We start from the raw sequence: 13,334 nt of genomic DNA on the forward strand, positions 1-13,334 counted from the left end.
ATCAGAAGCTGGCGTTACCCGGTGTTCTTGGGAACGGGATCACGTCTCGCACGTTCTGCATTCCGGTGACATACGCCACTAAACGCTCGAAACCCAGTCCAAAACCAGCATGCGGCACGGTGCCATAGCGGCGCAGGTCGCGATACCAGCCGTAATCTTCTTTTGATAGCCCCATGGCTTCCAGACGCTCATCAAACACATCAAGACGCTCTTCACGCTGTGAACCACCGATGATCTCGCCAATACCTGGTGCCAGTACGTCCATGGCCGCCACGGTTTTACCATCATCATTAAGGCGCATGTAAAACGCTTTAATATCCTTCGGATAGTTTTGCATGATGATAGGCGCACCCACGTGCTCTTCAGCCAGATAGCGCTCATGCTCAGAAGACAGGTCCACGCCCCACTCAACCGGGAATTCAAACTGCTTGCCACTGTTTTGCAGAATGTCGATGGCATCGGTGTAATCCATGCGTACGAAATCTGAGTCAATCAGCGCCTGCAGACGTTTAACCACATCTTTATTGATTCGTTGCTCAAAGAATGCCATGTCATCAGCCCGCTCTTCCAGAACGGCTTTACAGACATATTTGAGCATATCTTCAGAAAGCTGCGCGATATCGCTTAAATCAGCAAAAGCGACTTCCGGTTCGATCATCCAGAACTCAGCCAGGTGGCGACTGGTGTTCGAGTTTTCCGCACGGAATGTCGGACCAAAGGTATAGATCTTGGACATTGCGCAGGCGTAGGTTTCGCCATTTAGCTGACCGGAAACCGTAAGGTAGGTTTCTTTACCAAAGAAGTCTTCAGAAAAGTCGACCTGACCTTTGTCATCCATGGGTAAATTCATCATATCCAACGTCGAGACGCGGAACATCTCACCAGCACCTTCGGTATCTGATGCTGTCAGAATGGGCGTGCTTATCCATACGTAGCCATTCTCATGAAAGAAGCGGTGAATGGCCTGAGATAAACAGTTGCGAACGCGGGTAACTGCACCAATCACGTTAGTTCGCGGGCGCAGATGAGCATACTCACGCAGATATTCGATGCTGTGGCGTTTTGCCGCCATAGGGTAGGTGTCCGGATTCTCAACCAAACCGACAATCTCGATAGATTGTGCTTCCAGTTCCAGTGCTTGTCCCTGTCCCTGTGACGCTTTGACGGTGCCCGTCACAGCCAGTGAACAACCTGCAGTCAGACGCTGCACATCGGTATAATTCTCAAGGGTATTCAAGGCGACAACCTGAATTGGGTCAAAACAGCTGCCATCGTGCAGGGCAATAAAAGACAGCCCGGCTTTTGAATCCCGGCGGGTACGTACCCAGCCTTTCACCGTTACCGTTTCGCCTTCCGCGTACTGACCTTTCAGTACGTCGACAACGGGCGCATGCGTCATGTTGTGTTCTCCGTAAAATCGTTGTTGCTTTGCGACATCTTCGCATACAACGTGATGTCGTGCATCTGCACACCCGGCTTATCGCTATGCCGGATATGGGTAAATCGTGTTTGCACTGGACGTTGCTGACGGGCCATTGCGAGCAAAATATGAACGCAATACCTGATGTTGGTCGTATACAGGTCATCTGCGAAGCTGGCTTGTGCCGTGCTGCTTATCTGCTGTACCAGCCATACCAGCAAAGGGAGCAACCTGTGACAGGCAGGCATCCCGCTTTCCAGTAAGGCAGGTAGTATACTCAACCTGTCTTTTGTTACCAGACATAAGGATGACAAATGGGCAAGAAAAATACCGTAGGAGAGTCGCCTGAACGCCGTCAGATACCCAGAACGAAGGATGGATTTTATCGCGCTGTGCTGGTGGCGAACGCGCTGGCGTGGCTGATACTAATTATCGCACTGATATTATTTCATTTCGCAAGACCGGATTTTGTTTCTGGTGTGCAGCAATATTGGGGGGTGGAAGGTGATACTCAGTGGTCGCAGCGGTACGTGGATGCAATGACAGCAATGCTGCAGATATGTCTGGGCGTAAGTTTACTGACGATGATTATGCGTGCCCGGCGCAACCGGCGCCGGGACGATAATTATGGGGTCAACCTGTTTATTCTGGCAGGCATTTCGCTGGTAAGCCTGTTAACCCTCACTATAAAGATAACTTAGCTGATAAATGCTGAGTTAATCAGTACATAGGTGTAAATGATATAAGCGAGAAGAAAGGATCCCCCCTCCAGCCGGTTTAGTCGACCCTGTCGCTTAATGCCAATGCAGAAAATGAACAAGGCTACAGTCGCTGCCAGCATTACCACAATATCCCGATACAGGAAGGATGCATCAATGGTCATTGGCTGGATCATGCCCGCAATCCCTACCACGGCCAGCGTATTAAACATGTTTGAACCAATCACATTACCCAGGGCCAGATCGTGCTCGCCTTTTTTGACTGCGACCAGCGAGGATGCCAGCTCTGGCAGTGAAGTACCAATTGCGATAATGGTCAGGCCAATAATGGTGTCGCTTACCCCGAAGAAGGTAGCGACTTCCACTGCGCCCCACACCAGAATACGCGAGCTCGCAATTAATAGTAACAAGCCGGCGAGAAGCCACATGACATGGGTTTTGACGGTCCCCTGAGAAGAATTAATTTCCTCTGAATATTCATCTGCCAGCGCGTCTTTGTCGCCTTTTATCGCCGTCCAGATACTCCAGGAGATCAGCAAAATAAACAGCCCGATGAGCGAGAACGCATCGTCTTTTGATAAATTCTTATCAATCAACAGCCACGCGGCAAAGAATGTAAGCCCCAGCATTACCGGAATTTCCTTGCGGATAATTTCCGATTTGACTGCAATCGGACTAATGAGTGCAGTAAGTCCGAGGATCAGCAGGATATTGGCAATGTTAGAGCCAAACGCATTACCCAATGCAATACCAGAGTTTCCCTGTACCGCGGCAAAAACAGACACGATGATTTCAGGCGCTGATGTGCCGAAACCGATAATCAGCATACCGATTAAAAGGGGTGATACACCGAAGTGATTCGCCACCGCTGCGGAACCGCCAACAAATTTACCGGCACTCCACAACAACACCGGTAATCCCACGATAATGGCGAGACTCGCTAATAACATACATTCTCCTTTAAACACTTTTTGTCGCACTTGGCGGTGCGAAGTGCCGAACCGTAAACATCAATTTATTGCATCGTAACGATGAAAAAATTACGTGCGTAAAACACTATGCAAATTATGCGCATGCCGTACACTCGCGCTCAATAACGAGTATATAACCGCAAACTGTGGCACCGTTAGAGTTTACCTTAGCTATGTTTTTTTAGAAGCGTTAACCATGCACAACACTTTAATTGTTGTAGACGATGTTGCTCCCTTTGCTTCCTCGCCACTACACGTCATCACCTTTGATGCCTACCTGGCGGATTTTCCTAAGCTCAATGAGCCGAAAACCCGCGTCATCAATTTATGTGATACGTCCCGTTATCTGAGCCAGGGCTACTATTGCTCATTGCTGGCACAGGCACGTAATCACCTGGTATTACCTACGGTAAAAACCATTAACGATCTGCGATTGGCAGAAAGTGGTGAATCACGCCGTCTGTCTTTGCCTGCGAACCTGAAAATCGAAGCGGGTGAAACGCTGCCACAGTCTTTCTTTGTACTTTTCGGAGAAACAGAAGATCAGCGACTGTCCGTGTTAGCGCGTAAGGCCTTTGACGCGTTTCCATTCCCGGTACTCAGTGTAACGCTTCATTTGCCCGATGTTGCGGCTGCTGATGACAGTTCGCGAGTACGGCAGGTGAACGGTTTTTTGACCTGTGAAGCGGCAGGATTTGCGGATCTGGAAGAAGAGGGGCAGGCGCGTTGTATTGCGAGCCTGGAGTCTTACACGCAACGTCAGTGGCGACAGTCCCGTCAGGGTAAGCAAATGCGCTGGGATATGGCCATTCTGGTAGACCCTGATGAATCGACTCCGCCCAGCAATGCGAAAGCCATAAAATACTTTGTAAAAGCGGCGGAAAAATGCGGATTTCAGGTTGATGTGGTATCAGAACTGTCCGAGCAGGAAGTGGGGCACTATGATGCGCTGTTTATCCGGGAAACGACGGCAATCGATCATCGCACGTACCGCCTGTCGAGAGCCGCTGAGCGTGAAGGTGTTGTGGTAATGGATGACACGCAGTCTATTCTGCGTTGCTGCAATAAAGTGTATCTACAGGATGCATTTACCTACCAGCAGGTGCCTGCGCCTAAAGCCCGTTTTGTGTCCTCGCTGGATGCCAAAACCTGTGATGAGCTGGAAAAAACGTTCGGTTATCCGATGGTGCTGAAATTGCCGGAAAGTGCATTTTCCCGTGGCGTGACCAAGGCCGAGAACCGTAAGGCGCTGGAGCAGAAGTTAGGCGATATGCTGGCAGCGTCGGCATTGGTGCTGGTGCAGGAATATATCTATACTGAGTACGACTGGCGTATTGGTATGCTGGGTGGCAAGCCTATTTATGCCTGTCAGTACTTCATGGCGCGTAATCACTGGCAAATCTACAACCATAAAGGCGACCGATTCAGCTCAGGAGGTTTTACCACGATGCCGACGTTCGAAGTACCCAAGCCGGTATTACAGGCTGCAGTAAAAGCAGCAAAAGTGGTGGGTGACGGGCTTTACGGCGTGGATCTGAAGCAAACGGAGAAAGGGGTGTTTGTGATTGAAGTGAATGACAACCCCAGTATTGATGCCGGCGTTGAAGACAAGTATCTGGGGAAAACGCTGTACGAACAGGTTATGCAGTCGTTCGCCGATAAGCTGGAGCAACGAGGCCGATGAGCGCGCTAGCCCGTGTGAGTTGTGAACCGGTGTCGTTACGAGAAGCAATCTACAACGATTTGCCGTTGCTTTTGAAAATTGAGCAACAGTGCTTTGCTACGGACAGATTAAGCCGTCGACGTATGCGATTTTATATTGATGCGCCCCATGCGGTGTTCGTGGTCGCAGAAAAAGGAACAGAGTTGGTGGGTTACGGGTTATTACTAATGCGCAGAGGCACGCAGCTAACCCGCCTGTATTCTTTAGCGGTGCTGCCAGAGGCCCGCGGGCTGGGCATTGCGGAGTCGGTAATAGGGCGCCTGGAGGAATGTGCCTTAGCACGGGGAAAGCGTTTTATGCGCCTGGAAGTCTCTGAGCAGAATCTGGGCGCAATCCGGCTCTATGAGCGACTAGGCTTCGAGCAGTTTGGCGTATACAGTCATTACTACGAAGACAGTTCGGATGCGCTGAGAATGCAAAAGGTACTCAGTAGTCCTGACATTTCCCACAAGGGGGATGTATTTCCCTGGTACCAGCAAACGACAGAATTTACCTGTGGTCCGGCATCACTCATGATGGCGATGCATCACTTGGAACCAGATTATGAAATGAGCCAGACTAATGAACTGGCTATCTGGCGCCGCGCGACCACGATATTTATGACATCGGGACACGGCGGTTGTCATCCTGTCGGCCTTGCCCTGGCGGCTATGGATGCCGGCTTCGATGTCAAAGTCTGGTGCAATAGAGAGTTTCCACTGTTTGTTGATGGCGTCAGAAGCCAGCATAAAAAAGAAATTATTCAGGCGGTGGAAGCCGAGTTTTTAAGCGAGGCGAAGGCGCGCTCACTGGATATCGAATACAGCGACTGGTCACTGGCATCACTGGCTGCAGAGGTACAAAGCGGGGCGCAGGTAATTTGTCTTATCAGCACCTATTCGTTTGATAAGCGTAAAGCACCGCACTGGGTGGCATTAACAGATGCAGACGAACACTGTTTCTACCTTCATGATCCGGACGCTGAAGACGAACCGCCCATGGAATTCCAGCACATACCGGTAGCCCGGGATGACTTTAACCGACTGGCAAGTTACGGTACCCGAAAGGTTCGCACCGTGGTGTTGCTACGTCAGGAATCCTGACTCACTGACGGGTAAGCCAGTATGACAACGCGCATCCTGGCTTAATGTCGGATATTACCGCTAATCCGCAGGTTGAAATCGTTCAGGCGACTTACCAAACGCGTTAACTCGGTGGCGCTGCCCTCAAATGTGGTTGGCTTTTTCGCCGGTCTGCCTTTAACACAATGACTTAATGTCTGAGATGCGTCAAAGCAGGCCGTGTTATCAATCAGTTTTTGCCATTCACTTTGCAAATCACTGGGGATTGAATGGCGTTTCGCAACAAGTTTGTCTCTTATTTGCAACACCTGGCCGATTAATTTTGTATTTTCATTCAACATGGTAACTACCTTTTTTACCGCTAAACCTGGCTCGGCTCCGCCTTATTGGAGGATTATTGAACAGATTAGTGCAAAATCTCCTGCTAATACGTGCCTGTCTTACCTATTAGGTAGCAAAAACGATACCTAATTGCCGGGACACGTATAATTTTTGGGGTGTATCGGGCAATGTTGCTGCTAAAACCGCCAGGGGAAACAGCAGCGCGTTTTCAGCTAAAGGGCAGCAGAAAGGGGGATAGGAAGCGGTTACCGACAGCGATTGAGCAGCGTTAATGAAAGCGGAATAACGATGATAATGGGTAAGCCAGGTCATCGCAGCGTGTTAAGCGTCACGTTGTCAGATCATAAGCACGTAATGAGCGCGCAAGTACAGTGCAATAAATGCACTGTCTGTAAATCATTCACAAACCGATGTTCGAACAGTCTTTAAAAATTTGGGGGACTTCCTGTTCACACATATCAGGTGACGGAAACCGCGCATCAGTTGCTATGTTGACGATTAATGGTAAAGACGGACAACGCCGTCGCTTATTCGAACTTCGGCAGAAGACAACCTGAATTCCATCCCGCAAATTTAGCGAAAAAGAAAGCCGCTCAGTCTGTATATCAGGCCGGGTGATGATGGCGGTGATGATGCCAGTGACGAACTTTTCCTACGCACCAGAAGGGAGCCCACAGGAGCATATTCAACACAATTGCTGTGATTAAACTAAATAACACTGCCATTGGATCAAGCGGGACGGAAGGGGAAAAGTTATCGATAACCCTGGCTAGCGTAGCATTTTGTTCAGGATGAAACATGTACCAGGCTTTTTCGTAATAGTGGCCGTTTGAGAGCGTCTGAATGCCAGTTTGTAAGTCATCCAACGTAGATACTGTCTGTGCTTTATTGGCGGCATCCTGCTTTACCACCGGGTCCGGATTCTGACGCAAAGTGTCGATAAGGGCATCAACAGACTCATAACCAAACTGATCCGCCAACGCCTGATATTGCTCTACCTGTTGCTCAGTAGCATCAAAAAAGCCACTTAAATACTGACGATAATGGTCGGCCAGAATAGGCACCTGCAGCGCGGTTAAAAACAGCGCTGTAAAAACTATTTTATCCAGAACCCTTACCATCAGTCCCATAACTTCTCCGTTAGGTTTTTCCCCACATCATTTTTATAGCTGACGTTTATGACAGCGCCGAGTGAATGGCATCAGTGAGTGTAGTCAGCTGTGCTTCACTAATGATATAGGGAGGCATGATATATACCAGTTTTCCAAATGGTCGGATCCATACGCCGTTGGCGACAAAATGTTTCTGAATTCTGGCCACATCCACAGGTTGTTTTGCCTCGACTACACCAATCGCTCCCAACACCCGTACGTCGGCAACGGCCGGTAACGACATCAGGGCTGGCAAGGTGGCTTTTAACTGCGCTTCAATCTTTGCCACCTGCGTTTGCCAGTGCCCTTCATTGATAATAGACAAACTGGCGCCTGCGACTGCGCAGGCGAGAGGGTTGCCCATATAGGTCGGGCCATGCATGAACACACCGGGTTCACCCTGACATACACCCTGAGCCACATCTTCGGTGCACAGGGTTGCCGCAAGCGTCATGTATCCCCCGGTGAGTGCTTTTCCTAAGCACAGAATATCGGGACTGATATCTGCATGTTCACAGGCGAACAGCTTACCTGTACGACCAAAGCCAGTAGCAATTTCATCGCAAATCAAAAGCACATCGTAGTTGTCACAAAGCTGTCGGCACCGGCGAAGGTATTCGGGGTGATAAATGCGCATGCCGCCTGCACCCTGAACAATGGGCTCAAGAATGAGTGCCGCCATCTCGTGATGATGTTTTTCGAATAACTCTTCGAGTGGCAGAATATCGTCTTCGCTGAATGTTTGTTCAAACCGGGTTTGTGGTGCAGGCGCGAAAATTTGTTTGGATAAAACGCTGGAGAAGAGACTGTGCATGCCGTTTACCGGATCGCATACCGACATCGCCGCAAAGGTATCGCCGTGATATCCGTTGCGGGGAGAAACGATACGGTGTTTTTCCGCTCGTCCCTGACAGGCCCAGTACTGAATTGCCATTTTAATGGCCACTTCTACAGAGACAGATCCTGAGTCCGCCAGAAACACCCGTTCAAGCCCGGCAGGTACCATATCCAGTAATTGCCTGCATAAGTCGATGGCAGGCTGGTGGGTAATACCACCAAACATCACATGCGAGAAGGCGTCGATCTGCTTATGCGCAGCGGCATTAAGTTGTGGGTGATTATAGCCGTGAATGGCCGCCCACCAACTCGACATACCGTCAATAACGGTTTCGCCGCTTGCAAGTGTGAGCTCTGCGCCTTCGGCCCCCACAACTTCGTAGCACGGCAATGGATTCAGCGCCGAAGTATAAGGATGCCAGATATGCTGTTTATCAAATTCTATGTTGTTCAAAATATAACCACTGGTAAAGGTTTTCAATTGGTCAGAGTTGACAAGTCGGTTGACGCGCATAGACTAAGCCAGCATTCAGAATTAGTAAAGGACAGGCTATGACCGCCGCGCCCATGCACTCAGCATTATCATCTTCTATTCGCCACGACTGGACCAAACAGGAAGTCGAGGCATTATACGCGCTGCCATTTAACGATTTATTATTCAAAGCGCAGACGATTCATCGCGAAAACTTTGATCCGAACGAAGTTCAGGTAAGCACGTTGTTATCAATTAAAACCGGCGCGTGTCCGGAAGACTGTAAGTATTGCCCGCAGAGTGCGCGCTACGACACGGGTCTTGAAAAAGAGCGTCTGCTTGAAATTGAAAAGGTAATCGAGCGGGCCAAAGACGCCAAACGAACTGGCTCAACCCGTTTTTGTATGGGCGCCGCGTGGCGTAACCCAAAAGAACGCGACATGCCTTACGTGCTGAAAATGGTTCAGGAAGTGAAGAAACTGGGGCTGGAAACCTGCATGACACTAGGTATGCTGACCCGCGATCAGGCTATCGCACTGAAACAGGCCGGACTGGATTACTACAACCACAACCTGGATACGTCGCCGGAATACTATGGCGACATCATCACTACCCGCACTTATGAAGACCGGCTGAATACGCTGGAAAACGTGCGTGAGGCCGGCATGAATGTGTGTTCCGGCGGCATTGTGGGAATGGGCGAAAGTGCCGGAGATCGGGCCAGCTTATTGATTCAGCTGGCGAATCTGCCAGAGCAACCCCAAAGTGTTCCTATCAATATGCTGGTAAAAGTAAAAGGCACGCCACTGGATAGCGTAGAAGATTTGGATCCGTTTGAGTTTATCCGCACAATTGCAGTAGCACGGATCATGATGCCAGCGTCTCATGTGCGCTTATCGGCGGGACGCGAAGCGATGAACGAGCAAATGCAGGCACTGTGTTTTATGGCCGGCGCAAACTCGATTTTCTATGGCTGCAAGCTGCTGACAACGTCTAACCCGGACACCCATGAAGACGTGTTGTTATTTAAAAAGCTGGGTATCAATACCGAGCGTACCAGAGAATACTCTGATGAAGCGCACGAGCAGGCACTGAGCGAAGAAATCGCGGTGAAATCTACGGATAACCTGTTTTACGATGCGACAAGCAGAAAGTCACAGACTGAAGCGGAGGCCTGATGGCCTTTGACTGGCTTGATACAGCGTTAGCGCAGCGCTACGAAGACGGGTATTTGCGTACCCGGCACTGCCAGCAGTATGAGAAAGACGCGGTTGTGAATATCAACGGCGAGCACTATCTTAATTTTGCCAGCAACGATTATCTGGGTATGCGTCAGCATCAGGGCGTACTGCAGGCGTGGGTTGAAGGGTTAGCGCATTTTGGCGGTGGCAGCGGCGCTTCACCTTTGGTCACTGGTTACAGTCAGGCCCATCTGGCGCTTGAGGCGTATCTGGCAGACAAGTTACAGCGTGAGGCCGTGCTGTTGTTTAACTCCGGGTTTGCTGCCAATCAGGCCATCTGTCAGGCACTGTTTGCCGATGGCGGTCATATCGTGGCTGACAAACTCATGCATGCCTCATTTATCGATGGTGCGATGGCATCAAACGCCACGCTGTCCCGGTTTAAGCATAACGACGTGTCGCATGCAGAAACCTTACTCAGTAAGAGTGAGGTTACCGATAAATTGCTGGTATCGGAAGGGGTCTTCAGCATGGACGGCGACAGCGCACCGGTGTCTGAACTGACGTCGCTGGCAACAGCGCATAACGCCTGGCTGATGCTGGATGACGCTCACGCATTTGGTGTGACTGGTGAGCACGGCCTGGGATCCGCAGACGCTTACGGGTTATCTCAGGCCAGTTTACCTGTTCTGATGGCTACTTTCGGTAAGGCAATCGGCACCGGCGGTGCGTTTATCGCCGGCAGTCAGTTGCTCATTGACTATCTGATTAACCATGCCCGGCACTACATTTATTCTACAGCGATGCCTCCGGCACAGGCGGTAGCGACGTTGCAATCGCTGACGTATTGTGAAGAAGGTGAGGCCAGAGCGGCGCTGCACGACAACATCGCGTACTTCCGGGATATTGCTGCGCAAAATGGCATTGATGTGATGTCGTCGCAAAGTGCAATCCAACCTGTTCTGATAGGCGATCCGCAACGCGCCGTTGCGATCAGTGAGGCTATGCGCTCGCGGGGTATCTGGGTTACTGCTATGCGCCATCCAACCGTTCCTAAAGGTACCGATCGCCTGCGTATCACGCTGAGCGCGCTGCATCAGAAAAAAGACATCGATGTCATGTGCGACGCGTTAATGCTGAGTCTGAATGAGGTGTCACAGTGAAGGCAGTAGAATCCGATTTTTTGAACACCGTACCGGTGCCTGAAAGGCAACGGGTGGCAGCCTCGTTCAGCCGGTGTGCGTCATCTTATGACTCCCACGCTGGCGTGCAGCAGCGCGTGGCTGAAGATTTGCTCAGTAAAATCACGTTATCGCCCCGCGAGTCTTTACTGGATATCGGCTGTGGTACAGGACGCCACACATACGCGCTGGCGCGCAGCGGTGCTACTGTGCACGGGCTGGATATTGCGCCGGGGATGATCGCTTATGCCGCTCAGCGCTACCCTGATCTCACGTTTCATCAGGGACAGGCTGAGGCATTGCCTTTCGCATCGCAGTCATTTGACCAGCTGTTTTCCTCTATGGCGCTGCAGTGGTGCCAGTCACCACAAACCGTTATGCATGAGATGCAGCGCGTGCTGAAAAAAGGCGGTCGGGCATCGCTGGCTATTATGGTCGATGGCTCTTTTGAGGAGCTGGACCGTGCCCGCCGTGTGGCGGGTATGGCAGTCACCACAAATCCTCAGGCCAGTTATTCCCAATGGTGTGACGCTGCAGCTACGGCAGGGTTTACACTCACAGAGGCGAAGTTAGTTGCCTATGTCGACGCTCATCCTGATTTGTTGTCATTGCTGCGGTCAATAAAACATACCGGGGCAGGGGTCACTACGGCAGAAGGGGCGAGGCTGTCACGTCAGGATCTGAAAAAGCTGTCTATGACATACCAGTCGTTGCACGGGGAAAATAATTCCCTTCCGCTAACCTACAATATTGCTCAGCTCATTGTAGAGAAATGATTAACCCAGACTAGCAGGTTACCTATGCCATCTTATTTTGTTACTGGCACCGATACTGATGTCGGTAAAACGTATGTCTCTGCGATTCTACTGAAGGCCGCCTCTGAGGCGGGCAAAAAAACCGTGGGTTATAAGCCGGTTTCCGCCGGATGTGAAGTCATTAACGGTCGGCTGGTGAATGAAGATGCCTCGCAACTGCTGGCAAACAGTTCGTTACCGGTAAGTCAGGATGAAGTGAACCCTATTGCTTTTGTACCACCAATAGCGCCTCACATTGCAGCGCAGGACGCTGGTGTCGCTATCAGCGCAGAAACGATTAAAGCGGGATATATGCACCTCAAAGCGATGTCTCCGGATTTGCTGATTATGGAAGGGGCCGGTGGCTGGCGTTTGCCCCTGGGAGACAAGCGCTACCTGTCAGATATCGTTCAACAGTTAAAGTTGGATGTCATTATTGTGGTGGGTATGCGACTGGGGTGTCTGAATCATGCGTTGCTTACCGCCGAAGCCGTGCAGCGTGACGGGCTAACCATAAAGGGCTGGATAGCTAATCAGTTACACCCGGATATGCCGCGCTATGCTGAAAATCTGGATACGCTTAAAGCAGAAATGCCGGCACCATTTCTGGGAGAAATCCCCTATGCGAAGATACCGGCAAATCATGAGCTGGCGGCATTAACCCAGCAGTTGTGTGAGTGATTCACCGGCTGCAACAGGGCGTTTCTCCTCACCGGTAAAAACAAAGCCGCCTTTCTCGCCCCGTAATGTCAGTGTGTTGTCCGTTAACAACAAGGCTGTGCCTTCCCGAATGGCGACAACCGGCGTTTTGGGGTTGAGCACGGTAAACTCGGCAAGCCGTTGATCGCGGGTTTCGCCGTTGTGGCCGGGTGGCTGGTAATCGGTGTAATGAGGGTTTAACTGGAAAGGCAAAATATTCAGTGCATTAAACGATGGTGGTTCAATAATGGGCATGTCATTGGTGGTACGAATGCTCATGCCGCAAATGTTAGAGCCCGCACTCCAGCCGATATAGGGCGTGCCATCAGCAATCGCATTTTGCAGCGGTGCAATGAGTTTCTGCTCGTAAAGCGTGTAGAGCAAATGGAAAGTATTTCCGCCCCCGGTAACAATGGCCTGATGGTTCTCTTTCGCCTGGGTGACGGCCTTGACCGGATCTGAGGCACGGTGTAAGCCTACTACAGCACACTCAGGCAGCGCTTTCTGAACTGCCTCGACATAGGCGTCGTAGGTTTGGGTTACTGCCGCATAAGGGACAAATAGCAACTCGCGCCGTTCTCCCAAGTGTGCAAGAATATGCGCCCTGGCATGTTCGAGGTAGGCTTCGTCACCTTGCCGGGAGCTGCTTAACAATAAAGCATGTGCAGTCATAATGGCTCCATGTAATAAATGTCGCAGTATCATACGTGAAAGCTGCGCTGAAGTTTAGCAACTCAGGTAATGCCGGTTTTTTTGTGGTTATCGATTGTCTTCAAAGGTTTG

14 protein-coding genes are annotated in these 13,334 nt (G+C 50.6%); 7 read left to right on the forward strand and 7 right to left on the reverse strand.

All coding sequences use genetic code 11. From position 1 onward, the window contains the following. Window position 1: 1 nt before the first annotated feature. Both asnS and JKP77_RS18885 read right to left on the reverse strand, forming a co-directional pair. Window positions 2-1,399, reverse strand: a complete 1,398-nt coding sequence (asnS, locus tag JKP77_RS18880) for an asparagine--tRNA ligase (protein WP_218312725.1) — start codon at window positions 1,397-1,399, stop codon at window positions 2-4. Continuing rightward, entirely contained in the window at window positions 1,396-1,701 is a 306-nt protein-coding gene (locus JKP77_RS18885) for a hypothetical protein (RefSeq protein WP_218312726.1), read from the reverse strand. The genes asnS and JKP77_RS18885 overlap by 4 nt, the downstream gene beginning before the upstream one ends. A gap of 33 nt (window positions 1,702-1,734) precedes the next feature. On the opposite strand from JKP77_RS18885, the gene JKP77_RS18890 reads away from it, so the two are divergent. Continuing rightward, window positions 1,735-2,121, forward strand: coding sequence for a hypothetical protein (locus JKP77_RS18890; protein WP_218312727.1), 387 nt, complete (start codon window positions 1,735-1,737; stop codon window positions 2,119-2,121). Here the strand turns inward: JKP77_RS18890 and JKP77_RS18895 are convergent. Further along, window positions 2,118-3,089 carry a calcium/sodium antiporter gene (locus JKP77_RS18895; protein ID WP_218312728.1) on the reverse strand — a complete coding sequence of 324 codons (972 nt, stop codon included), beginning with the start codon at window positions 3,087-3,089 and terminating at the stop codon, window positions 2,118-2,120. The genes JKP77_RS18890 and JKP77_RS18895 overlap by 4 nt on opposite strands. A gap of 217 nt (window positions 3,090-3,306) precedes the next feature. Between JKP77_RS18895 and JKP77_RS18900 the strand changes: the two genes are divergently transcribed. Together JKP77_RS18900 and JKP77_RS18905 are read left to right on the forward strand one after the other, a co-directional pair. Beyond that, entirely contained in the window at window positions 3,307-4,794 is a 1,488-nt protein-coding gene (locus JKP77_RS18900; protein ID WP_218312729.1) for a RimK family protein, read from the forward strand. Continuing rightward, on the forward strand, window positions 4,791-5,915 hold the full coding sequence (locus JKP77_RS18905; protein ID WP_218312730.1) for a GNAT family N-acetyltransferase/peptidase C39 family protein: 1,125 nt from the start codon (window positions 4,791-4,793) through the stop codon (window positions 5,913-5,915). The genes JKP77_RS18900 and JKP77_RS18905 overlap by 4 nt, the downstream gene beginning before the upstream one ends. Before the next feature lie 41 nt (window positions 5,916-5,956). Here the strand turns inward: JKP77_RS18905 and JKP77_RS18910 are convergent, their stop codons facing one another. The 3 genes from JKP77_RS18910 to bioA form a co-directional block, all read right to left on the reverse strand. Further along, window positions 5,957-6,235, reverse strand: coding sequence for a hypothetical protein (locus JKP77_RS18910; protein WP_218312731.1), 279 nt, complete (start codon window positions 6,233-6,235; stop codon window positions 5,957-5,959). Window positions 6,236-6,841: 606 nt separating this feature from the next. After that, window positions 6,842-7,366 (reverse strand): DUF2937 family protein, encoded by a 525-nt coding sequence (locus JKP77_RS18915; RefSeq protein ID WP_246601285.1) that lies wholly within the window; start codon window positions 7,364-7,366, stop codon window positions 6,842-6,844. A gap of 46 nt (window positions 7,367-7,412) precedes the next feature. Then, complete coding sequence (bioA, locus tag JKP77_RS18920; RefSeq protein ID WP_420840079.1) at window positions 7,413-8,678, reverse strand: adenosylmethionine--8-amino-7-oxononanoate transaminase; 1,266 nt, start codon at window positions 8,676-8,678, stop codon at window positions 7,413-7,415. Between the two features lie 98 nt (window positions 8,679-8,776). On the opposite strand from bioA, the gene bioB reads away from it, so the two are divergent. From bioB to bioD, 4 genes are read left to right on the forward strand one after another with little or no spacing between them, the layout of a single operon-like run. After that, complete coding sequence (bioB, locus tag JKP77_RS18925) at window positions 8,777-9,874, forward strand: biotin synthase BioB (RefSeq protein ID WP_218312733.1); 1,098 nt, start codon at window positions 8,777-8,779, stop codon at window positions 9,872-9,874. After that, on the forward strand, window positions 9,874-11,040 hold the full coding sequence (gene bioF / locus JKP77_RS18930; RefSeq protein WP_218312734.1) for an 8-amino-7-oxononanoate synthase: 1,167 nt from the start codon (window positions 9,874-9,876) through the stop codon (window positions 11,038-11,040). The genes bioB and bioF overlap by 1 nt, the downstream gene beginning before the upstream one ends. After that, window positions 11,037-11,834 carry a methyltransferase domain-containing protein gene (locus JKP77_RS18935; protein ID WP_218312735.1) on the forward strand — a complete coding sequence of 266 codons (798 nt, stop codon included), beginning with the start codon at window positions 11,037-11,039 and terminating at the stop codon, window positions 11,832-11,834. Before bioF ends, JKP77_RS18935 begins: the two co-directional genes overlap by 4 nt. 24 nt (window positions 11,835-11,858) lie before the next feature. Continuing rightward, complete coding sequence (gene bioD, locus JKP77_RS18940; RefSeq protein ID WP_218312736.1) at window positions 11,859-12,533, forward strand: dethiobiotin synthase; 675 nt, start codon at window positions 11,859-11,861, stop codon at window positions 12,531-12,533. On the opposite strand, the gene pepE is transcribed toward bioD, so the two are convergent. Then, entirely contained in the window at window positions 12,510-13,223 is a 714-nt protein-coding gene (gene pepE, locus JKP77_RS18945; protein ID WP_218312737.1) for a dipeptidase PepE, read from the reverse strand. The two genes, bioD and pepE, sit on opposite strands and share 24 nt — an antisense overlap. Between the last annotated feature and the right edge of the window lie 111 nt (window positions 13,224-13,334).

Origin of the sequence: Alteromonas antoniana (genome assembly GCF_019249295.1) — a bacterium.
In the GTDB taxonomy this organism is placed as follows: domain Bacteria; phylum Pseudomonadota; class Gammaproteobacteria; order Enterobacterales; family Alteromonadaceae; genus Alteromonas; species Alteromonas antoniana.